This is a genomic window from Streptomyces sp. GL_148 (genome assembly GCF_057834205.1).
Genome location: NZ_CM174396.1, coordinates 7,236,401 through 7,256,547, shown reverse-complemented (window position 1 = coordinate 7,256,547; position 20,147 = coordinate 7,236,401). Strand labels below are relative to the sequence as shown.

The following is a 20,147-nucleotide window of genomic DNA, read 5'->3' as shown; positions in this document are numbered from 1 at the left end:
AAGGCCCGCCCGTCTCCTACCCCGCCCGTCTTCTACCCCGCCCTCTCCTACCCCGGCGGGCGCATCCGGAAGTCGTACGCGGCCGGCAGCGGGCGGTCGGTGAGGGTGGCCCAGACCTCCGAGAGGGTCTCCTCGCCCTCGCGGAGGTCGGGCAGTTCGAAGCCCTCCTCGAAGACCCGCCGGGCCGCGCCCACATGGCCCTCCGCCGCGAGCAGCCGGGCCCCCGACAGCCGGAAGCGGCCCTGCTCGCGCAGGGCGGGGCGCAGCCGGTCCCACACCGAGCGGGCCTCCGGCAGCAGCCCCGCCGCCAGCAGGGACGCCAGCGCCTCCCGGCCCAGTGCCGATTCGGCGGCCAGCCAGCCCGTGCCGCCCCGGCTCTCCTGGGCCAGGTCCTCGAAGGCCTCGGTGTACCAGCGGGCCGCCCGGGCCGGATCGCCGGCCAGGTCGTCGGCGACGGCCAGGCACCTCAGCAGCGGCCACCGCGAGGGGGCCAGCGCCAGCCCGCGCTCCCAGCTCCGTACCGCCTGGGCGATGTCCCCGGCGTGCCACTGGGCGACCCCGAGGTGGTACTCGGTCAGCGGGTCGGCAGGGGCCGTCTCCAGCATGTCCCGCCAGTGCGGGGCGACCAGGCTCGGGCCGGGCGGGGCCACCCGGCGCGGGGCGGGGAAGACACCGGTGCGCCACAGCTCCAGCCAGGGGGTCTGGTCCTCGTCGAGGGTGTCCTCCGCGAAGGGGGTGCCGGGCAGTTTGTGGCCCCCGCACAGCACCTCCAGCGCGCCCCAGCCGGAGCCGGCCGCCAGCCGCTCCCCCGGTTCGGTGTCGGCGCACCCGCGCCACGCCTCGTACGCCGCGTCCACGGCGGGCCCGGGCAGGGCGGACTCCAGCGCCGTCCCGGCCGCCGCGCGGGCCACCGCCCAGTCGTCCCCGTGCACGGCCGCCGGGTCCGCGGACAGGGCTCCGTAGGCCTCCAGCCAGCTGAACTCCGCGCCCGCCTCCAGTCGTACGTGTTCCAGCTGGGTCCGGGCGAGCCCGGCCTGGATCTCCGCGTAGCCGGCCGTGCCGGGCTCGGTCAGCCACTCCTGCCAGCGCCGGCCGCCCTCGCCCGCGCCCCAGACGAAGAGCTTGCGGCCGCGCAGCCGGGCCGTGGAGGTCTGGACGAGTCCCCGCCCGTCGGCGTCGAGGGAGGCGATCCAGGGCCGGGTGCCGGCCTCCACCTCGTAGAAGAAGTCGGCGGGGTACGTGCTGCGCAGCGGGTACGTGCGGTCCGCGCCCTCCCAGCCGGGTACGGGGATGCGCCGCAGGGAGCGCTCGTACCCGAAGTGCCAGGCCTCGTCGGCCGGGGCCAGGACGCGGGTGCCGGTCTCCTCGGGCACGGCGATGTTGGACCACCAGTAGACGGGCGTGGGCCGCTCGTGCGGATTGCGCACGCGGACGCCGACGTAGAGGAACTCCGAGTCCTCGGGCAGCCACAGGTCCACTTGGAAGGGCAGGTCGCGCAGCCGCTCCCACTCCCAGAGCCGCACCATGACTCCGCCGTCGGGCGCCGGGACGAGCGCGGCGTGCAACGGGGCGCAGGACAGGGTGGTGTGGCCGGTGGCGCCGAGGTTCCACTCGATGCCGCCGGAGAACCAGGCGCCGTTCAGTGCGAAGTTCGCGGGCTGGAACACCGGGTTGCGGTAGAGCAGTTCGCGTCCGGTCGGGAGGTGGACGAGCGAATGGATCCGGCCGCCGAGGCCGGGTAGGACGGTGGCGCGCAGGTGCGCGTTCTCGATGACGATCGTCTCGAAGTCCCGCTCGGTGCGCTGCCGTTGGTAGCCGTCCCGGATCCGGACGGGCAGCAGCGAGCGCAGCGGCTCGTACCCGATCTGGCGTGCCATGTCGCGCGGCAGTCCCTCGCGCGACCGGTCGTCCAGCGTGTGCACCCCGTCGGACTCGCCGAGGGCGGGCAGTGGGTTCTCTGGGCCCAACGGGGCTGCGGGAAGAGTCAGTACGGAGCGGCGGACGGTGGTGGCCATGAGGGAAATGGAACACGCCACGGCCGCCGGTGCACAGGGATTCGGCGGATCACCACCGGTCAGGATTACGCAAAGCCTTTTGCCGTACGGGCCGGTGGCCGATCATGAAGGGCATGAGCGGTGGGAGCAGAAGAGGCGATTTCTTCCCCGGGGATGAGTCCGGGAACCGGTTCACCGGACCGGCGACCGGCGACGAGCGGCGGATGCTCGTCGGGATGCTGGGGGCCCAGCGCGCGACGCTGCGGCTCAAGTGCGCCGGTCTGGACGCGGAGTTGACGGCCCGGTCGGTGGAGCCGTCCACGCTCTCGCTGCTGGGCCTGGTCCGCCACCTCGCGGACGTGGAGCGCCGCTGGTTCCGGCGGGTACTGGCCGGGCTGGAGGCTCCGGCGCTGTTCTCCTCCCCGGCCGACCCCGACGGGGACTTCGACGGCGCGGTGTCCGCGCCCGGGGTGGCCGAGCGGGCCTGGGAGGCATGGCGTACCGAGGTGGAGTTCGCGGAGGGGTTCACCGAACGGGCGCCCGACCTGGAGGTCTCCGGGAAGGACGGCTGGCGGGGCGAGGTCTCGCTGCGCTGGGTGCTGATCCACATGATCGAGGAGTACGCACGGCACAACGGCCACGCGGACCTGCTGCGCGAGCGCATCGACGGCGCGATCGGGTTCTGAGCGGGGCAGACGGGCCGCCGGGGCGGGCGAATGCCGGGGGCGGACGAGGGCCGGGGGGAGCGGGCGAATGCCGGGCCGGGGCCCGGCCCGGTCCGGTCCGGTCCGAAGGACCGCCCTACGCGAACGCGCCCGCCACCAGGTCCGCGAGCAGGGCTCCGGCACGCCCCTCCGGGTCCAGGTCCGGGTCGTAGATGGTGACGTTGAGTCCGACGCAGCGCGGGGAGCTGATCAACACGCCCAGCAGTTCGGCGAGTTCGTCGGGGATCAGGCCGCCGGGGTCCGGGCTGTCGACGGCCGGCATCACGGAGGGGTCCAGTACGTCGGCGTCCAGGTGGACCCAGAACCCGGCGGTGGCCGGGGGCTGCAGCCCCGTCAGGGCGGTGCGGGCCACCGGCCCGGCGCCGCGGTCGCGGATCGCCCCGACCGTGGCGGCGAAGATCCCGGCGGCGCGCAGCTCCGGAAGGTCCGGATCCCCGTCGCGCAGTCCGAAAAGCCGTACGTCCTCGTCGCGCACGTAGGGCCCGAGGCCCTCCAGGTCCGCCAGGTCCGCCTGTCCGCGTCCCGTGGCGAGCGCCAGCTCCTCACCGCCGGCCGCTCCGACGAGCCCGTTGACGGCCTCGTTGCCGGGGTGGCGGAAGTCGGCGGAGCCGTCGATCGCGGCGATGCCGTACCGCCCGATGCGCCGCATGGCGAGGGAGGCGCCGAGCTGGATGGAGCAGTCGCCGCCGAGGACGACGGGGAACTCCCCGGAGCGCAGGTGGCCCTCGATCCGGTCGGCGAGGGCGACGGTGTACTCGGCGAGGGGCCCGGCGTGGAACACCCCGTCGCCCTCCTTCCAGTCGCCCCGGTCGTAGCGCGGCGGGACGACGACGCCGCCCTCGCGCGCGCCGAGGCGGGCCAGCAGGCCCTGTTCGCGCAGGGCCCCGGCCAGTTTGTACACACCGGGAACGGCGCCCGGGGCCGGGGGGCGGAGCCCGAGGTTGGACGGTGCGTCGAGGAGCACGAGGGTTCGCATGGACTCATCCTGTGCGATGCGGGGCCCCGGGAGGAGGCATTTCGGACGTGAGTGCCCAGCGTTCGTGGTCCCGCCAGGCGCCGTCGACGTGGAGGAAGTCCGGCGACAGCCCCTCCAGCCGGAAGCCGAGCCCTCGGACGAGGGCGATCGAGGCGGTGTTTCCCGGCTGGATATTGGCCTCCAGCCGGTGCAGTGCGAGCCCGTCCGCCGCGAAGGCGTGGCCGACGGCAAGGCCGAGGGCCTCCCGCATGAGCCCCCGGCCCGCCGCGTGCGCGAAGGCCCCGTACCCGAGCGCGCCGCAGCGGAAGGCACCGAGGACGATGTTGTTGACGTTCACGAAGCCGGCGATCGCGCCCGACTCCCGCTCGCACACGAGGAATCCGGCCCTGCTCGCCGCGGCGGCCCCGCTCGCGCCCGCGATCAGCGGGGCGGCGTACGCCTCGTAGGCCTCCTCGGTCGCGGGCGGCGACAGCCACGGGTGGTGGAGCTCCCGGCTCTCGCGCACCCGGGCGGTGAACTCTGCCGCGTCGGTGGGCCGGTAGGGCCGCAACCCGGTCCGGCCGGCCTCCGCGAGGTACTGGAGGGACGACATCGGCCCATCGTAGAAGGTGACCGCGCGTCGCTCGGAGCGGGCACGGCGTTCAGCACCAGTCCTGGGGCGGCTTCGCCGAGGGCAAGAACAACTCGTGCTGCGCCGGCTCAGCAAGCGCCGCATGGACAACCGACCCTGCGTTAATGGCATCGCCCCGGACCTGGGGCTGTGGCAGGCTCCCGATGTGATCATCACCCCGAACACCGAAGAGCTCCTCCTCGCGGCCGCGTACAACAACGCCGCGTGGTGCGCCGCCGTATGCCGCGACGGCGACTTCACCGCCCAGGCCTGGAGCAGCCCGCGCCCGACCCCGCTCTACTACCCGGACGCCGTGACCCTCACCCGGGACACCGACACGGCCGCCCTGCTCGCCGGGATCGACACCGCCGCGCCGCACGCCTCGGTCAAGGACAGCTTCGCCGTGCTCGACCTGGCTCCGGCCGGCTTCGAGATCCTCTTCGGCGCCGAGTGGATCCACCGCCCGGCGTCCGCTTCCGTGGCCGCCCCGGCCCTGGCGTGGAGCCGGATCTGTGGCCCCGCCGAGCTGGAGGCGTGGGAGACGGCCTGGGACGGCGAGGAGAGCACCGGCCTGTTCCACGCGGGGCTGCTCGACGGGGAGGCAGCAGGGTCCGGGGAGATCGCCTTCCTCGCGGGGCGGGACGGCGCGGGCCGGATCCTCGCCGGGGCCGCCGCCAACCGCACCGGCGAGGTGGTCGGCATCTCCAACGTGTTCACCGCCGACGGCACCCCGGACGACGAGGCCTGGGCGGGCGCGCTGTCCCTGACCGCCTCGCTCTGGCCCGGCCTGGCGCTCGTGGGCTATGAGTCCGGGGACGACCTCGGCACGGCGCTGCGCCACGGCTTCACGGCCATCGGCCCGCTCCGGGTCTGGGTCCACGCGGGCTGACCGCCGTCCCGGTCCGCCCCCCTGCCACGGAACGGACGGGACCGGCTACGGGGCCTACGAGCCCGAGCCCGCTACTTGCGCCGCCGGGTGAAGTAGGCCCCGCACAGTCCGCCCAGTACGGCCGCGATCAGGAGGGCGACGTACAGCGGCATCGTCACCTGCGGGATCAGCAGCCGGATCTTGGTGGAGCGGGTGTTCTCGAAGATGAACACCAGGGTGAGCACCGCGAGCGCGGCGATGCCGGCGCGGCCCGGGGTGATCGACCCGCGCGCCTTTCCGCGGTTCTTGGACGTGTGGGAGCTCATGGCCCCATCGTCCGTTCGCGGCGGCCCGGGAGCTCAGTCGGACAGGGCCAAACGGGGGATGTCCGCCCGCTCGAACCCGAACACCTGGGCGTACAGCGACAGCTCCGCCTCCAGCGCCCGGACCATCGTGTCCGCGCGCCGGAAGCCGTGCCCCTCGCCCTCGAAGGCGACGTACGCGTGCGGCACCGACCGCCCGCGCATCGCGGTCAGCAGCCGCTCCGCCTGTGCGGGCGGGCAGACCGGGTCGTCCAGGCCCTGGAGCAGGACGAACGGCGCGGTGATCCCGTCGGCGCGGGCCACCGGGGAGCGCTCGCGACTGAGCAGGGCCAGGGTCTGCGGAGGTCCGGCGAGGCCCTCGACGTAGCGGGACTCCAGGTCGTGGGTCTCCTCGGCGAAGCCGGCCAGGTCCAGGACCGGGTAGATGATCGCGGCGCACGCGTACAGCCCGGTGGCGGCCAGTGAGGCCGCCGCCGTCCAGCCGCCCGCGCTGCCGCCCCGGATCGCGAGCCGGTCCGGGTCGGCGGTGCCCTCGGTGGCCAGGGCCCGCGCCACGGCGGCGCAGTCCTCCACGTCGACGACGCCCCACTGTTCGCGCAGCCGTTCCCGGTAGGCGCGCCCGTAGCCCGTGGAGCCGCCGTAGTTGACCTCGACGACGCCGATGCCGCGCGAGGTGAAGTAGGCGATGTGCAGGTCGAGTACGGGCGGCACGTGGTCGGTGGGGCCGCCGTGTGCCCACACCACGTACGGGGGCAGCTCGTCGGCCCTGGCGCGCAGCACGGGGTGGTGCGGCGGGTAGACGTGGGCGTGGATCTCCCGGCCGCCCCGGCCGAAGAAGGTCCTGCTCTGCGGCTCCGGGTAGTAGGCGGGGTCCGCCCGGCCCGCGGCGTCGGCCCGGCCGACTCCGCCCACCCGGTCGGCTCTGCCCATCTGCCCGGCTCCGCCCACACGGTCGGCTGCGTCCGCCCCCTGCGTACCGTGGCCGCCCACCACCCGGGCGTGCCCGGTGGCCGTGTCCAGCTCCACCACCTCGTACGCACTGCGCGGGCTGGCCGCGACCCCGTAGACCCGGCTGCCGCTGACGGCGAGGGTGGGCTGCCAGGCCGTCCACGGCCCGGCGGCGTCGACCAGGTCCCCGCTCTCCGGGTCGAGCACGCCGAGCACCGAGGAGCCCCGGCCGTGCAGGACGGCGACCAGTCCGTCGGGGAGCGCCGCGATCCAGCGCAGGCCGGGCTTCCACAGCGCCCCGCCGAACTCCTCTTCCCGGGGGCAGAGGTTGACCACCTCACCCGTCTCCCGGTCCACCCGGTACGGGTTCCACCAGCCGCCCCGGTCGCTCACCGCGAGCAGGCTTCCGCCGGTGGTCCACTCGATCTGCGCGACGGCCTCCTCGGGTCCGCCGAGCACGGTACGGGCCTGCGCGAGCCGGCCGTCCGGGGTGACCTCGGCGAGCCGGAGCTCGGTGCCGTCCCAGGGCATCCGCGGGTGGTCCCACACCAGCCAGGCGGCCTGCCGCCCATCGGGAGAGAGCCGGGGACCGGTGCTGAACCGGTACCGGTCGTCGGTCAGCTCCCGCACCCGGGAGCGGTCTTGCGCGGCCGACCCGTCCAGCGGTACGGCGGCCAGCACCCGGCGCACATCCGTCGGCGCGGCTCCAGTGAACTCCTCCAGCACGCACCAGACTTCGCCCTCGCGCAGCACCGGGTCGGCCCAGCGCAGCCCGCCGCCGACCGCCGAGACGGGAGTCAGCGCCCGCGGGGCCGGGCTGCCGGGCGCGTCCGGCTCGTACGCGTACAGCCGCTGGTCGGCGTAGTGGACGAAGACCACCAGCGGTCCGCCCAGGGGCCGTTCGGCGCCCGCCCAGGGCAGGCCGCCGTACTCGGTGACCCGGCTGCGCACGTTCCACGGCGCGGGCAGCGCGCAGACCGCGGGCCCGCCGTCCGCGGGCCGGCGGACCAGGGCGCGGCGGCCGCCTTCGGCCGGCCGGGGCACCGTCCACCACACCTCGGCGCCGATCGCGCCGACGTACTCCGGCCTCCCGTCGAGGGAGGCGGCGAGCGCGGCGCCGATCGGCGAGGGCCAACTGCCGTAGGGGGCCGTGCCGTCGCCGCGCGGGGTCGTCGGCGGGGTCATCACAGGGCGCGCAGGGCGCGGTCGAGGACGCGGACCCCGAAGTGCAGGGCGTCGACGGGCACCCGCTCGTCCACTCCGTGGAAGAGGGACCAGTAGTCGAAGCCGGGCGGCAGCTTGAGCGGGGAGAAGCCGTAGCCGGTGATGCCGAGCCGGGAGAACTGCTTGGCGTCGGTGCCGCCCGCCATGCAGAAGGGCACCACGTGCCCCTCGGGGTCGAAGGCCTCGACGGACTCGCGCAGGATCCCGTACGTCCGCCCGTCCACGGGGGCTTCGAGCGCCACCTCCCGGTGGTGGAACTCCCAGCGCACGTCGGGCCCGGTGAGCTCGTCGAGGGTGGCGGCGAACTCGGCCTCGCCACCGGGCAGCATCCTGCCGTCCACGTACGCGGTGGCGGTGCCCGGGATGACGTTGAGCTTGTAACCGGCGCTGAGCATGGTCGGGTTGGCGCTGTTGCGGACGGTCGCCTCGACGAGGGCGCCGGCCGGGCCGAGCTTGTTGAGGATCTGGTCGAGCTGGAATCCGGGGGCGCGCGGGTCGACCGACATGCCCTGCAGGGCGGCGAGTTCGGTGATGCAGGCGGTGACGGTGTCGGTGAGGCGGACGGGCCAGTCGTACTCGCCGATGCGGGCGACCGCGGCGGCGAGCCGGCTGACCGCGTTGGCCCGGTTGGGCTTGGAGCCGTGTCCGGCGGTGCCGGTCGCGGTGAGCTTCAGCCAGGCGGTGCCGCGTTCGCCGGCGGCGATCGGATAGAGGGCCTGTCCGGGGCCGGCGTGCACGGTGAAGGCCCCGGATTCGCTGATGCCCTCGGTGCAGCCCTCGAAGAGTTCCGGGTGGTGGTCGGCGAGGAAGCCCGAGCCGTCGATCGCGCTGTCCTCCTCGTCGGCGGTGTAGGCGATCACGACGTCCCGCCGGGGTCTCACCCCGGCCCGCGCCCAGGCGCGTACGACGGCCAGCACCATCGCGTCCATGTTCTTCATGTCGACGGCGCCCCGGCCCCACACCACCCCGTCGCGGACCTCGCCGGAGAAGGGGTCCACGCTCCAGTCGGCGGCCTCGGCCGGGACCACGTCGAGGTGGCCGTGGACCAGGAGGGCGGGGGCGGTGGGGTCGGAGCCGGCGATCCGGGCCACCACGTTGGTGCGGCCCGGGGTGCGCTCCAGCAGCTCGGGCTCCAGGCCGATGTCCGCCAGCCGCTCGGCGACGTACTCGGCGGCCGGGCGCTCCCGGCAGTCGCCGCCGCCGCGGTTGGTCGTGTCGATGCGGATCAGGCCGGAGGTGAACTCGACGGCCTCGTCGAGCGCCACCCGGTCGACGGGGGTGCTGTCGACGGGGGCGTTGGCGCCCGGCTCGGACATGTCATCCATACTGCTCCTCCACCGCTGCCGAGACGATCGTGGTGACCGCCTTGAAGGTCCGGATCCCCTCGTACATCGTCCCGCTCGTGTAGCCGACCCTACGCTCACCCGCCCGCTCGACCCCGGGCACGACGGTGGCCGCCATCGCCAGGTGCTCGGCGTCGAACTCCACCTCCACCGTGAACGGTCCCCCCTGCACCGGCTCGTGGCGTACGGCGAGGGCCGCGGCCTCCTTGGCGGCGGCCCGGATGTCGGCGGCCGTACGGGCCGGGGTGCGGCAGACGGCGGCGTAGCGCGAGACGTGGTCCTTGACGGCGACGGTCACCGCCTCCGGGGCGTAGCCGGCGGCGTCGGCGCAGGTCAGGTCGTCTCCGGTGACGAGGACGACCGGGACCCCGTACTCGGCGACCACGTGCGCGTTGAGCAGGCCCTCGCTGGCGCGGGTCCCGTTGATCCAGACCCCGGTGATGGAGTTGGCGAGGTAGGTGTGGGCGAGCACGCCCTCGGCGCCGGCGCCCGTGTGGTAGCCGACGAAGGCGATGCCGTCGACGTCCCCGTGCTGGACGCCCTCGACCATGGAGAGGGATTTGTGGCGGCCGGTCAGCATCTCGACGCGCTCGTCGAGCTGCTCCAGCAGCAGGTTGCGCATGGTCCAGTGGGCCTCGTTGACGAGGACCTGGTCGGCGCCCGCGTCGTAGAACCCTAGGACGGCGGCGTTCACGTCGGAGGTGAACAGGGTCCGGCAGCGTTCCCACTGCGGGGTCCCGGGCAGCACGTCGGCGGGCCAGGTGACGCCGGTGGCGCCTTCCATGTCGGCGGAGATGAGGATCTTCATCGGGCCCCCGGGCGGTCGGTAGCGCTAGGTCGTCCACCCTAGCCGTCCGGCCCCCGCCGGGGCCCGGGGCACGCCCGGCCGCACGGGCGTCCGGGACCGGGGCGCGCAGCGCCCGGCGACGGGTGCGCGCCGCGCACCGGCCGGCCGGGCCGCGCCTACGGCCCCCGCCCGCCCCTCACCTCAGCCGCAGCCGCGTACGCGCGCCGCGATCCGCCCGAGAAGCTGCGCGGGTGCCAGCTCGCGCTTCACGGACAGCAGGTATGCGGCCGGGGAGGCGGCCAGCGCGTCCTGCTTCTGCCGGCGCGCGCCACGGGCGACCCCGGCGACGGCGAAGGCCGCGCCGAGTCCGGTGGCCACCACCGGGTTGCCGGAGAAGGTGCCGACCGCCAGCCCGAGGAGCGGGGGCAGCGTGAAGGCGACGTTGGCGGCGCTGAAGACCGTGTCGCCGTTCAGGGAGCTCACCGCCTGCTCCAGTTCGGCCAGCGGGATCCGGAACCGCCGGTCGACCTCCTGCTCCACGTAGCGGCGGGCGGCCTCGGGCAGCCGGATGTCCGCGAGGTCCTCCTTGAGGGCCTCGGCCGTGTCCGTGACGGCTTGGCCGAAGCGGTCGAACGCCGCCACGTGCGTCGTGCGCAGCTCGATGATCTTGCCGATGTCGATGCCGCGCAGGTCGGCGGGGAGCACGACGCGCACGGCGAGCATCCCCACGGCGTCGACGAGACCGCCGTCCGGCGCGTCCGGCGCCCCGGCCCCGGGGGCGGACTCGCCGTCGAGCAGCGCCCGCGCGATCCGCTCGGGGCCCCAGCCCTGCGAGGCGGTGTGCGAGGCCGTGTGGTCGGTGGTCGGCGCGTAGCCGCCGCGCCGAGCGAGCTCCTCGGTCAGCGCGCACTTGTACACCCAGGCCAGCTCCGGTGACATGGCGAGGAAATCCGCTGTGGCCACCCCGCGGAGTCGCGAGCGGAACGCACGGAGGGCGAGCCCGCAGTCCATCAATGCCTCGCGCAGCCGGGGGTCGACCTCGCCGCGGTAGACACCGGCCAGACCGAACGGCTGGGCCCGGCGCGGGGCCGGGTCGCGGGACAGGGTCGCCACACCGTTGCGATCGTCGCCGAAGCCGGAAAGGCCGTTCGAGCCCCCGCCGACGGGCAGGTCCCGCAGCTCCTCGAAGTTCGCGTGCCTCGCCCGCAGTTCGCCGAGGACGTCGGCGCCCCCGGCCAGCACCTCGAGGAAGTCCTCGGCCACGGCCCGCGCGGCCGCGTCCGGGTCGACGTCGTGGACGAACCCCGGCAGCCCCCGGCGAAGCCGCCTGACCATCGGCGAGTCCCTGACGGGGTACCCGGCCGGGACCACCCGGCCCAGGCTCGGCCAGTACAGCGCGGCGGCCTTGAGCCAGCTCTCGTCGCGGAAGTGGATGTACGGGTAGTACAGCCCGTTCTGTTGCAGCATCGGCCCCCCCGGGTCGCTGGTTTCACCCGATCCGGTGAGGCCGCTTCCCCGGCCTCACCCGGCAACAGTCCTGCTCAGCCCTTGACTTCGGCTGCCAGGTTGGCGAGGAGGGTGTCGTAGATGCGGGCCAGGCCCTTGGGCGCGAAGGTGCGCTCGAAGAAGCCGCCGATGCCGCCGGCGCCGTTCCACACGGTGGTGACGACGGCCTTGGACTTGCCCTCGCCCGCCGGGGTGACGGTCCAGGTGGTGACCATGGAGGAGTTGCGGTCCGTCTCCACGAGCTGGCCGTCGGTGGGCTCGGTGACCTCCAGCAGGCAGTCGCGGACCCGCTTGCTCGTGGCCTGGAGCTTCCAGTGGACCAGGGTGCCCTCGCCGTCGCCGCCCTCGCGCACCTCGTACTCGCTGAAGTGCTCGGGCAGCACCTTGCCCCGGGTCCCGGTGTAGTCGGCCAGCGCGTCGAACACGGTCTCCGCGTCCGCCCCGATGATGCGTTCCGTGGTGGCCTCGACCTGCGCCATGGCTTTCCTCCAGCAGTTGTGATCGCTCGTCACGGCGAAGCCAACCACCTCCGGGGCGGGCGCCCAAATCCGGGTCAGACGTGACAGCGCACGTACACGAGGAGGGTGTCGCCCGGCAGGCCCTCCAGGTAGCGCGCGGCGCCGTACCGGTAAGGCTCAGCGATCGACGGGGGGTGCGGGCAGGACTCCGGTCCGTCGCAGGCGCCGTGGACCGGCCCGTCCTCGCCGCACCACCAGCCGTCGAGGGTGAGTACGTAGGGGAAGTAGGGCAGGCACGCGGTCTCCTCGGCCACGAACTCCCGACGCCCGAGGCGCGCGACGGCGTGCGCGGAGCCTCCGTAGAGGATGGCGCTCAGGTCGTGGCCCTGGTGCGCGGCCTGCAGGGACGCCACGCCCTCGCGGTAGGCGAGGACCAGCGGCTGGGCGTCGAAGGCGGCGCGGGCTTCCACCTGCGCCCGCATCTCGATCCGGTACTCCTCGGGGTTCGACCAGGGCTGCGGGACCTCGCGCTCCGGCACGAACGGTGGGTGGAGCGGGACGAGCTCCTGCCACAGGTCCCAGGCCGCCCCGGCCTGGGCCGCCCCTTCGGCCCGGATCTCGGCGAGTGCCAGCGTCTCGCGCGGCCCGCCGGCGCACCGGCCGGGCAGGCTGGGCTCCGGGCCCTGGTGCACGAGCCGCGGGTCGCCCCCGTAGCCCGGCAGCAGCGCGAAGCCGCCTCCGTCTCGGCCGCCCCGGATGTACCACCCGTCCCAGACGTCGAGCTCCTCGGCCCGGCCGCGTTCCCGCCGGAAGGGGGCCATCACCTCGTCCAGCGCCTCTTCGAGCCTGCTCCGGGCCCCGCCCGGAAGGCACACCACGATCCCCATCCCTGCCATCCGGCGAACCTCTCACGCAGCCCCTCCGCGATCAAACGGGTATCCGCTCCGCACGATCATGGGAACGTTTGTTCTATTCTCGGTGCCGAGCTACCGAGGGAGGCGCACCATGCGCTGGGACAACCTGACCGAGGGCCCCACGGGCCCGGCCGCGCTCTTCGGAGCCGACTCCGTCGTCACCCGCACCTTCGACACCCCGGAATTCCGCGGGATCACCTTCCACGAGGTCCGGGCCCGGTCGATCGTCAACCGGGTCCCCGGCGCCTCCCGCATGCCGTTCGAGTGGACCGTGAACCCGTACCGGGGGTGCAGTCACGCCTGCGTGTACTGCTTCGCCCGCAAGACGCACGGCTACCTCGACCTCGACACCGGCATCGGCTTCGACTCCCAGATCGTCGTCAAGACCAATGCCCCCGAGCTCGTGCGCCGCGAGCTCGCCTCGCCCCGCTGGACCGGCGCGCACATCGCGATGGGCACCAACGTCGACTGTTATCAGCGGGCCGAAGGCCGGTACCGCCTCATGCCCGGGATCATCGAGGCGCTGCGGGAGCGGGCCAATCCCTTCTCCATCCTCACCAAGGGCACGCTGATCCTGCGCGACCTCCCCCTCATCCAGGAGGCCGCGGCCGTCGCCGACGTCGGGATCTCCGTCTCCGTCGGCTTCACCGACACCGCCCTGTGGCGCACGGTCGAACCCGGCACCCCCTCCCCCGCCGCCCGGCTGCAGGCCGTCCGCACCCTCACCGACGCCGGCATCGAGTGCGGGGTGCTGATGGCCCCGGTGATCCCCTTCCTCGGCGACTCCCCGGAGCAGCTGCGGGCCACCGTCCGGGCCGTCGCCGAGTCGGGCGCGACCTCCGTGACACCCCTGGTACTCCATCTGCGCCCCGGCGCGCGGGAGTGGTTCACGGCCTGGCTGGGCGAGCACCACCCCCACCTGGTCGAACGGTACGAGCGGATGTACGCGGGCGGCTCGTACGCGCCCACCTGGTACCAGCGGATGATCACCCGCCAAGTCCACGAGCTCGCCGCCGAATTCGGCATCGGACCCGGCGGACCCGGCGACCCCGGCCCGGCCCGGAGGATCGTCGTACCGGAGCGGCCGGGCGGGCCCGCGCCCGCGCCCGCGGCGACCCAGCTCAGCCTGCTCTGAGCACCCGTACGACCGTACGACCGACTGAGGGGTCATCACATCGGGCCAATCGGGGCCCCAATCCCCCCTTCCGAGCGCTGGTTCCGGGACGATTCCGCCCAGAACCCTCGGCTGGGAGGCCCCATGCTGTACCCGATGCTGCACCCGATGAAGAACAAGACCGGTCCCGCTCTGAGGCGCGCCGCCGTCCTGCTGGCGGTCTCCACCCTCGCCGCCGGCCTGGCGGGCCCGGTCACGGCCGCGGCCCCGGCAGCGGCCGCCCCGGCCGCCGAGGCCCTCACGTGGTCCAACTGCGCGACCTCCCGCTACCCGACGCTCCAGTGCGCCTCCCTCAAGGTCCCCCTCGACCACGACAGCCCGGCCGGACGGCAGATCTCCCTCGCCCTGACCCGGGTCCCCCACACGGCCGCCCGCTCCCAGGGACCGCTGCTGGTCAACCCCGGCGGGCCCGGCGGCAGCGGACGCACCCTGGCCGGGTTCGTCGCCTCCGCGCTGCCCAAGGAGGTCGCGGCGCAGTACGACGTGATCGGCTTCGACCCCCGGGGCGTGGGCAAGAGCGAGCCCGCCCTGGACTGCGGCGCGGGGCACTTCACCCCCGTACGGCCCGACTCCGTACCGCTGGACGAGGAGACCGAGCGGGCCAACCTCGAGCGGGTGAAGTCCTTCGCCGAGTCCTGCCAGACCAAGCACGCCGACGTCCTCCCGTACATCGGCACCGTGTCGGCGGCCCGTGACCTCGAAGTGCTCCGTACCGCCCTGCGCGCGGACAAGCTGAGCTACTTCGGCTACTCCTACGGCACCTACCTGGGCGCGGTGTACGCCAAGCTCCACCCCGGCCGCGTGCACCGCCTGGTCCTGGACTCCGTCGTCGACCCGACCGGGGTCTGGTACGAGGACAACCTCGCCCAGGACCAGGCCTTCGACTCCCGCCACAAGGCCTTCCTGGCCTGGGTGGCCCGGTACGACTCCACGTACCACCTCGGCACCGACCCGGCCGAGGTCGAGGCCCGCTGGTACGAGATGCGGACCGCGCTGCGCACGGCCCCGGCGGGCTCCAAGGTGGGCCCGGCGGAGCTGGAGGACACCTTCATGCCGGGCGGCTACTTCAACGGCTACTGGCCCCACCTCGCGACGGCCTTCGCCGCGTACGCGGTGGAGGGCGACCCGAAGCCGCTGGTCTCCGCGTACGAGAAGTTCGGCGCGGTGGAGCCCTCGGCGGGCAACAGCTACAGCGTGTACACGGCCGTGCAGTGCCGGGACTCGGCCTGGCCCCGGAACTGGAACCAGTGGCGCGCCGACATGTGGCGCACGCACGCCAAGGCGCCCTTCATGACCTGGAACAATGCCTGGTACAACGCACCGTGCGCGTTCTGGCCGGGCGAGCCGCTCCAGGCCCCGGACGTCACCAACACGGCGCTCCCGCAGGCGCTCCTCTTCCAGGCGACCGAGGACGCGGCGACCCCGTACGAGGGCGCGGTGAGCATGCGGCGCAAGCTCGCGGGCTCGGCGCTGGTGGTCGAGGAGGGCGGCGGCAACCACGGCATCGCCCTCAGCGGAAACAAGTGCCTCGACGAGAAGCTGTCCTCGTACCTGCTGACGGGCAAGGCCGCGGACGCGGTCTGCCCCGCCCAGCCGGCCCCCACCCCCATCCCGGCGACCCGCGCGGTCCCGCCGTCGGCGGGCGGCGCGGCGCTGCACGGCCTGCTGGGCTTCCGGGGCTAGGCCGTCTCTTTCGGATCATGCCGGTCAGGCCCGCGCGCAGAGGGCAGGATCATGCCCATGACCACCTCACAGAACAACCACCTCACCCGCGTCGCCGCCCCTGAGGGCGTGGCTCCGGGCACCGGCTACAGCCACGTCGTCTGGGGCACCGGGCGGTTCGTCGCCGTGTCCGGGCAGTGCGCCTTCGACGAGAAGGGCGAGGTGGTCGGCGAGGGCGACGCCGCCGCCCAGGCCCGGCAGGTGTTCGAGAACCTGCGCCAGTGCCTGGCCGCGGCCGGGGCCACCTTCGAGGACGTGGTGAAGCTGACGTACTTCGTCACGGACATCGCCCACCTCCCGGCGGTACGGGAGGCCCGTGACGAGGTGATCGCCCCGGACCGCCTCCCGGCCTCCTCGGCGGTCCAGGTGGCGGCGCTGTTCCGGCCCGAACTGCTGCTGGAGATCGAGGCCTTCGCGGTCGTCCAGGAGCGGACCGGGACCGGGTCGGGGGTCGAGGCGGAGTCCGAGTCCGGTTTCAGGACCGGTTCCGCAGCCGGGTTCGGGACCGGATTCAAGACCGGCTTCGCTAGCTGACGCCGAGCCCCCGCAGGGCCGCCGTCGCCGCCACCGCCAGCCGGGGGTGCGACTGCGCCCGGGTCAGGACCTCACGGGCGCGCTGGTCCGCCAGCGCGCCCAGCCCCTCCACACAGGCCAGGGCCACCCGCCAGTACGGGTCGTGCGGCGCGAGCAGCCGCGACAGGGTGCGGATCAGCGCCGGGGCGGACTCCGGGGCGCGCAGCGCCGCCAGCAGCCGGACGGGGTGCAGGGCGTAGGCCGTGCGCAGTTCGTTCGTGGCCAGCGCCGCCGCCGCGCGGGCGGTGCGCGGGTCCCCGAGGACGGCCAGCGCCTGCGCGGCCGCCTCGCAGCGCGGCGGGTCCCGGTGGTTGAGCAGCAGGACCAGTGACTCGAAGGCGCGCCGGTCACCGGCCAGCCCCAGCCGGTACGCGGCCAGCTCGCGGGCCCACAGGGGCAGCCCGGCAGAGGTCAGGGAGGCCGCCAGGCCGTCCGCGTCCGCCGCGAGCAGCGCCTCGTACTCCGGTGCCTGCGCGGCTTCCGCCCGCAGGCGCTCCAACACGTCGTTCACCCGGCCACCCTAGGTGGCCCCGGCGGCCGCCGCGCCGGGTTCCCCGACACGGGTGAGCGCCCCGCGCGCGGGCCTTCGAACAGCCGGTTGATCGATGATCGATGATCGGTACATTTGGGCGGTACAGGTCACATCTGCGCGCCCTGGCGGACCAGTTGGACACCGGCTACTGTCCCTACAACACGTACGGGGACGGCCTGGTGACGCAGCCTCCCCGCACCAGTCGGTTCTGCACGACTTCACGACACACGGCGCCCCCGGGACAGGGTTCCGCCGTTCTCGCCCGACGGGCTTCTCCGCCACGACCCCTTCCCTCGGGGATCCGGCGGCCCGCCCCGGGTTCCGCCGCACTACGGCATCCTCGCGCGCCGAGCGCCCCGCGCCGCGCGCCCCCCTCAGTCGTCACCCTCTTCCACTGGAGTCCCGCGATGGACCTTCCGTCCACGTCCGGTCAGCCCTCCCCCTCCTCCCAGCCCGTCCGTCCCGCCCTGCAGACCATCGCCGTCGTCGGTCTCGGCACGATGGGCTCCGGCATCGCCGAGGTCCTCGCCCGGGCCGGCCGCGAGGTCATCGGCATCGACGTCAGCGAGGCCGCCGCCCGCCCGGCCACCGCGGCCCTCGCGGCGTCCACCGCCCGCTCCGTGGCGCGGGAGCAGCTCACCGAGCAGGAGCGCGAGGCGGTGCTCGCCCGCTTCCGCACCTTCTCCGAGCTGGGCGCCGCCGCCGAGGCCGACCTCGTCATCGAGGTGGTCCCCGAGTCCTACGAGCTCAAGCAGCGGATCTTCCGCGAGCTCGACGCGATCGTCCGGCCCACCGCGATCCTGGCCACCGGCACCAACGCCCTGTCGGTGACGCGGATGGCCGCCGAGTCCCAGCGCCCGGAGCGCGTGGTCGGCCTGCACTTCTTCAACCCGGTCACGGCGATGAAGCTGGTCGAGGTCGTCTCCAGCGTGCTGACGGCCCCGCCGGCCGTCGAGGCGGTCACCACGCTGGCCCGCGAGCTCGGCAAGGAGCCCGTCGCGGTCGGCGACCGGCCGGGCTTCGTCGCCGACGGCCTGCTGTTCGGCTACCTCAATCAGGCCGCCGCCATGTACGAGGCGAAGTACGCCTCCCGCGAGGACATCGACGCGGCGATGAAGCTGGGCTGCGGCCTGCCGATGGGCCCGCTCGCCCTGCTCGACCTGATCGGCGTGGACACCGCCCGCACGGTCCTGGAGGCCATGTACACCTCCTCGGGCGACCGGCTGCACGCCCCGGCCCCGATCCTCGGCCACCTCGCCGAGGCGGGCCTGACCGGACAGAAGTCCGGGCGCGGCTTCTACACGTACGAGGCCCCGGGCAGCCAGGTCGTCGTCCGTGACCTGCAGACCCCGCCGGACGGGGAGCTGGTCCGGGCGAGCCGTCCGGTGAACTCGGTCGGCGTGGCCGGCTCGGGCACGATGGCGAGCGGGATCGCGCAGGTCTTCGCGCAGGCCGGTTTCCCCGTGGTGCTGGCGGCCCGCAGCCAGGACAAGGCGGACGCGGCGAAGGCCGCGATCGGCAAGTCGCTGGCCCGCGCGGTGGACCGGGGCCGGCTGACGGCCGAGGCCGCCGCCGCCACCGTGGGCCGTATCACGGCGGCGGGCTCGCTGGACGCCTTCGCCGACGTGGACCTGGCCGTGGAGGCCGTCGCCGAGGACCTGGAGGTGAAGCAGGAGCTGTTCCGGGCGCTGGACAAGGTCTGCAAGCCCGGCGCGGTGCTCGCCACGACCACCTCCTCGCTCCCGGTGATCGCGATCGCCCGCGCGACCTCGCGGCCCGAGGACGTGATCGGCATGCACTTCTTCAACCCGGCCCCGGCGATGAAGCTGGTCGAGGTGGTCCGGACCGTCCTGACCGCCGACGACGTGCACGCCACGGTCCGCGGGATCTGCGGTCAGGTGCGCAAGCACGCGGTGGACTGCGGGGACCGGGCCGGCTTCATCGTGAACGCGCTGCTGTTCCCGTACCTCAACAACGCGATCAAGATGGTCGAGCAGCACTACGCGGGCATCGACGACATCGACGCGGCGATGAAGCTGGGCGGCGGCTACCCGATGGGGCCCTTCGAGCTCCTCGACGTGGTCGGCCTGGACGTGTCGCTGGCCATCGAGCAGGTCCTGCACAAGGAGTTCCGCGACCCGGGCCTGGCCCCGTCCCCGCTGCTGGAGCACCTGGTCGCGGCGGGCTGCCTGGGCCGGAAGACCGGCCGCGGATTCCGTGAGTACGCCCCCCGCCGGTAATCCGCGGCAGGCGCAGGAGCCCCACGAGCAGGATGCGTGGGGAGGGCTACTCGGGTCCGCCGGACCCTCACGGCGGACGAACCCTCCCGAGGAGCACTGTGTGCCCAGTGCCGGCCCTCCCCCGCATCCATTCCCCTCCCACCCCCCTCGGGAGCGCTCTCCCGCACGAATGAAGTACTTTCGCTCTATGTCCCAGCCCGCCAAGACCTCACCCCGCGCCTCCGCGGTCTCCGATGCCACGGAGACCCCGGCCGGCACCAAGGCGGCCGCGCAGCGGCTCAAGATGCGCCGCGAGCTCGCGGCGGCCGCCATGGAGCTCTTCGCGAACAAGGGGTACGAGGCCACGACGGTCGACGAGATCGCCTCGGTGGCCGGGGTCGCGCGGCGGACCTTCTTCCGGCACTTCCGATCCAAGGAAGAGGCGATCTTCCCGGACCACGACGACACCCTGACCCGCGCCGAGGCCGTTCTCGACGTGGCCCCGGCGCACGAGCACCCGCTCGACACGGTCTGCCGGGGGATCAAGGAAGTCATGAAGATGTACGCCGCCTCGCCGGCGGTGTCGGTGGAGCGCTACCGGCTCACGCGCGAGGTGCCGGCGCTGCGGGAGCGGGAGATCGCCTCGGTGGCCCGCTACGAGCGGCTGTTCACCCGCTACCTGCTGGCCCATTTCGACGAGACCGACCACCACGACGGCAACGACGACCCGCTGCTGGCGGAGGTCGCCGCCTCGGCGGTGGTCACGGCCCACAACCACGTGCTGCGGCGCTGGCTGCGGGCGGGCGGTCAGGGCGACGTGGAGGCGCAGCTGGACCACGCCTTCTCGATCGTGCGCAAGACCTTCGGTTCCGGGATCGGCGCGGGGCGCACGCTGAGCTCGGCGCCGCAGCCGGAGCCCGCCGCCGCGCCGGCCTCGGTGCGTACGCAGGGCGAGGTACTGGTGGCGGTGGCCCGTACGGACGCTCCGCTGGACGAGGTCATGCGGACCATCGAAGAGGCGCTCAGAAACAAGTAGGCGACACACGCCTACGCGACACACGTCACAGCGGCCGCTCCCGTTCCGGGGGCGGCCGCTTTCGTTTGTCCGAGTTGCCCTACTCGCGGGTAACTCTGATCGATCATCGCTCATCGGTGCAGGTCAATCGGCAAATGAGAGAAAGTTTTGGCACGCGGTGCCTTGCTGAGTGACACGGGGTGCCATACGTTGAATCTCGTCCGGATGTCCCCGCG

18 protein-coding genes are annotated in these 20,147 nt (G+C 73.9%); 7 read left to right on the top strand and 11 right to left on the bottom strand.

Annotation, left to right across the window (positions count from 1 at the left end):
- Window positions 1-47: 47 nt before the first annotated feature.
- Window positions 48-2,015, bottom strand: a complete 1,968-nt coding sequence (locus AC3IYI_RS32765; protein ID WP_489407070.1) for a DUF5107 domain-containing protein — start codon at window positions 2,013-2,015, stop codon at window positions 48-50.
- 113 nt (window positions 2,016-2,128) lie between these two features.
- Between AC3IYI_RS32765 and AC3IYI_RS32760 the strand changes: the two genes are divergently transcribed.
- On the top strand, window positions 2,129-2,680 hold the full coding sequence (locus tag AC3IYI_RS32760) for a DinB family protein (RefSeq protein ID WP_489407069.1): 552 nt from the start codon (window positions 2,129-2,131) through the stop codon (window positions 2,678-2,680).
- 115 nt (window positions 2,681-2,795) lie between these two features.
- Here AC3IYI_RS32760 and AC3IYI_RS32755 read toward each other — a convergent pair whose 3' ends face one another.
- Window positions 2,796-3,695 (bottom strand): arginase family protein, encoded by a 900-nt coding sequence (locus tag AC3IYI_RS32755; RefSeq protein ID WP_489407068.1) that lies wholly within the window; start codon window positions 3,693-3,695, stop codon window positions 2,796-2,798.
- A gap of 4 nt (window positions 3,696-3,699) precedes the next feature.
- On the bottom strand, window positions 3,700-4,287 hold the full coding sequence (locus AC3IYI_RS32750; protein ID WP_489407067.1) for a GNAT family N-acetyltransferase: 588 nt from the start codon (window positions 4,285-4,287) through the stop codon (window positions 3,700-3,702).
- 121 nt (window positions 4,288-4,408) lie between these two features.
- Here AC3IYI_RS32750 and AC3IYI_RS32745 point away from each other — a divergent pair, with 121 nt between their 5' ends.
- A complete protein-coding gene (locus AC3IYI_RS32745; RefSeq protein WP_489407066.1) occupies window positions 4,409-5,194 on the top strand; it encodes a hypothetical protein in 786 nt (261 codons plus the stop codon).
- 71 nt (window positions 5,195-5,265) lie between these two features.
- On the opposite strand, the gene AC3IYI_RS32740 is transcribed toward AC3IYI_RS32745, so the two are convergent.
- The 7 genes from AC3IYI_RS32740 to AC3IYI_RS32710 form a co-directional block, all read right to left on the bottom strand.
- Window positions 5,266-5,499 (bottom strand): LapA family protein, encoded by a 234-nt coding sequence (locus AC3IYI_RS32740; RefSeq protein ID WP_489407065.1) that lies wholly within the window; start codon window positions 5,497-5,499, stop codon window positions 5,266-5,268.
- 33 nt (window positions 5,500-5,532) lie between these two features.
- Window positions 5,533-7,629, bottom strand: a complete 2,097-nt coding sequence (locus AC3IYI_RS32735; protein WP_489407064.1) for a S9 family peptidase — start codon at window positions 7,627-7,629, stop codon at window positions 5,533-5,535.
- A complete protein-coding gene (locus AC3IYI_RS32730) occupies window positions 7,629-8,984 on the bottom strand; it encodes a M20/M25/M40 family metallo-hydrolase (RefSeq protein WP_489411755.1) in 1,356 nt (451 codons plus the stop codon). The genes AC3IYI_RS32735 and AC3IYI_RS32730 overlap by 1 nt, the downstream gene beginning before the upstream one ends.
- 1 nt (window position 8,985) lies before the next feature.
- On the bottom strand, window positions 8,986-9,819 hold the full coding sequence (locus AC3IYI_RS32725) for a M55 family metallopeptidase (protein ID WP_489407063.1): 834 nt from the start codon (window positions 9,817-9,819) through the stop codon (window positions 8,986-8,988).
- 180 nt (window positions 9,820-9,999) lie between these two features.
- A complete protein-coding gene (locus AC3IYI_RS32720; protein ID WP_489407062.1) occupies window positions 10,000-11,265 on the bottom strand; it encodes a DUF6236 family protein in 1,266 nt (421 codons plus the stop codon).
- 74 nt (window positions 11,266-11,339) lie between these two features.
- A complete protein-coding gene (locus tag AC3IYI_RS32715; protein ID WP_489407061.1) occupies window positions 11,340-11,783 on the bottom strand; it encodes an SRPBCC family protein in 444 nt (147 codons plus the stop codon).
- A gap of 74 nt (window positions 11,784-11,857) precedes the next feature.
- Complete coding sequence (locus tag AC3IYI_RS32710; RefSeq protein ID WP_489407060.1) at window positions 11,858-12,658, bottom strand: hypothetical protein; 801 nt, start codon at window positions 12,656-12,658, stop codon at window positions 11,858-11,860.
- Window positions 12,659-12,767: 109 nt separating this feature from the next.
- Between AC3IYI_RS32710 and AC3IYI_RS32705 the strand changes: the two genes are divergently transcribed.
- The 3 genes from AC3IYI_RS32705 (at window position 12,768) to AC3IYI_RS32695 (ending at window position 16,106) form a co-directional block, all read left to right on the top strand.
- The gene (locus AC3IYI_RS32705; protein ID WP_489407059.1) at window positions 12,768-13,811 is read left to right on the top strand and encodes an Rv2578c family radical SAM protein; all 1,044 of its coding nucleotides are present in this window, start codon (window positions 12,768-12,770) and stop codon (window positions 13,809-13,811) included.
- A gap of 123 nt (window positions 13,812-13,934) precedes the next feature.
- A complete protein-coding gene (locus AC3IYI_RS32700; protein ID WP_489407058.1) occupies window positions 13,935-15,533 on the top strand; it encodes an alpha/beta hydrolase in 1,599 nt (532 codons plus the stop codon).
- A 57-nt stretch (window positions 15,534-15,590) separates the two neighbouring features.
- A complete protein-coding gene (locus tag AC3IYI_RS32695; protein WP_489407057.1) occupies window positions 15,591-16,106 on the top strand; it encodes a RidA family protein in 516 nt (171 codons plus the stop codon).
- On the opposite strand, the gene AC3IYI_RS32690 is transcribed toward AC3IYI_RS32695, so the two are convergent.
- Complete coding sequence (locus AC3IYI_RS32690; protein ID WP_489407056.1) at window positions 16,099-16,656, bottom strand: HEAT repeat domain-containing protein; 558 nt, start codon at window positions 16,654-16,656, stop codon at window positions 16,099-16,101. The genes AC3IYI_RS32695 and AC3IYI_RS32690 overlap by 8 nt on opposite strands.
- A gap of 428 nt (window positions 16,657-17,084) precedes the next feature.
- On the opposite strand from AC3IYI_RS32690, the gene AC3IYI_RS32685 reads away from it, so the two are divergent.
- Together AC3IYI_RS32685 and AC3IYI_RS32680 are read left to right on the top strand one after the other, a co-directional pair.
- On the top strand, window positions 17,085-18,917 hold the full coding sequence (locus tag AC3IYI_RS32685) for a 3-hydroxyacyl-CoA dehydrogenase family protein (protein ID WP_489407055.1): 1,833 nt from the start codon (window positions 17,085-17,087) through the stop codon (window positions 18,915-18,917).
- Between the two features lie 187 nt (window positions 18,918-19,104).
- A complete protein-coding gene (locus tag AC3IYI_RS32680) occupies window positions 19,105-19,932 on the top strand; it encodes a TetR family transcriptional regulator (protein ID WP_489407054.1) in 828 nt (275 codons plus the stop codon).
- The last annotated feature ends 215 nt before the right edge of the window (window positions 19,933-20,147 follow it).

Excerpts from the sequence above, each read along its gene's own strand:
- AC3IYI_RS32765 (WP_489407070.1), bottom strand. The coding sequence starts at position 2,015 with ATGGCCACCACCGTCCGCCGCTCCGTACTGACTCTTCCCGCAGCCCCG.
- AC3IYI_RS32760 (WP_489407069.1), top strand. The coding sequence starts at position 2,129 with ATGAGCGGTGGGAGCAGAAGAGGCGATTTCTTCCCCGGGGATGAGTCC.
- AC3IYI_RS32755 (WP_489407068.1), bottom strand. The coding sequence starts at position 3,695 with ATGCGAACCCTCGTGCTCCTCGACGCACCGTCCAACCTCGGGCTCCGC.
- AC3IYI_RS32750 (WP_489407067.1), bottom strand. The coding sequence starts at position 4,287 with ATGTCGTCCCTCCAGTACCTCGCGGAGGCCGGCCGGACCGGGTTGCGG.
- AC3IYI_RS32745 (WP_489407066.1), top strand. The coding sequence starts at position 4,409 with ATGGACAACCGACCCTGCGTTAATGGCATCGCCCCGGACCTGGGGCTG.
- AC3IYI_RS32740 (WP_489407065.1), bottom strand. The coding sequence starts at position 5,499 with ATGAGCTCCCACACGTCCAAGAACCGCGGAAAGGCGCGCGGGTCGATC.
- AC3IYI_RS32735 (WP_489407064.1), bottom strand. The coding sequence starts at position 7,629 with ATGACCCCGCCGACGACCCCGCGCGGCGACGGCACGGCCCCCTACGGC.
- AC3IYI_RS32730 (WP_489411755.1), bottom strand. The coding sequence starts at position 8,984 with ATGTCCGAGCCGGGCGCCAACGCCCCCGTCGACAGCACCCCCGTCGAC.
- AC3IYI_RS32725 (WP_489407063.1), bottom strand. The coding sequence starts at position 9,819 with ATGAAGATCCTCATCTCCGCCGACATGGAAGGCGCCACCGGCGTCACC.
- AC3IYI_RS32720 (WP_489407062.1), bottom strand. The coding sequence starts at position 11,265 with ATGCTGCAACAGAACGGGCTGTACTACCCGTACATCCACTTCCGCGAC.
- AC3IYI_RS32715 (WP_489407061.1), bottom strand. The coding sequence starts at position 11,783 with ATGGCGCAGGTCGAGGCCACCACGGAACGCATCATCGGGGCGGACGCG.
- AC3IYI_RS32710 (WP_489407060.1), bottom strand. The coding sequence starts at position 12,658 with ATGGCAGGGATGGGGATCGTGGTGTGCCTTCCGGGCGGGGCCCGGAGC.
- AC3IYI_RS32705 (WP_489407059.1), top strand. The coding sequence starts at position 12,768 with ATGCGCTGGGACAACCTGACCGAGGGCCCCACGGGCCCGGCCGCGCTC.
- AC3IYI_RS32700 (WP_489407058.1), top strand. The coding sequence starts at position 13,935 with ATGCTGTACCCGATGCTGCACCCGATGAAGAACAAGACCGGTCCCGCT.
- AC3IYI_RS32695 (WP_489407057.1), top strand. The coding sequence starts at position 15,591 with ATGACCACCTCACAGAACAACCACCTCACCCGCGTCGCCGCCCCTGAG.
- AC3IYI_RS32685 (WP_489407055.1), top strand. The coding sequence starts at position 17,085 with ATGGACCTTCCGTCCACGTCCGGTCAGCCCTCCCCCTCCTCCCAGCCC.
- AC3IYI_RS32680 (WP_489407054.1), top strand. The coding sequence starts at position 19,105 with ATGTCCCAGCCCGCCAAGACCTCACCCCGCGCCTCCGCGGTCTCCGAT.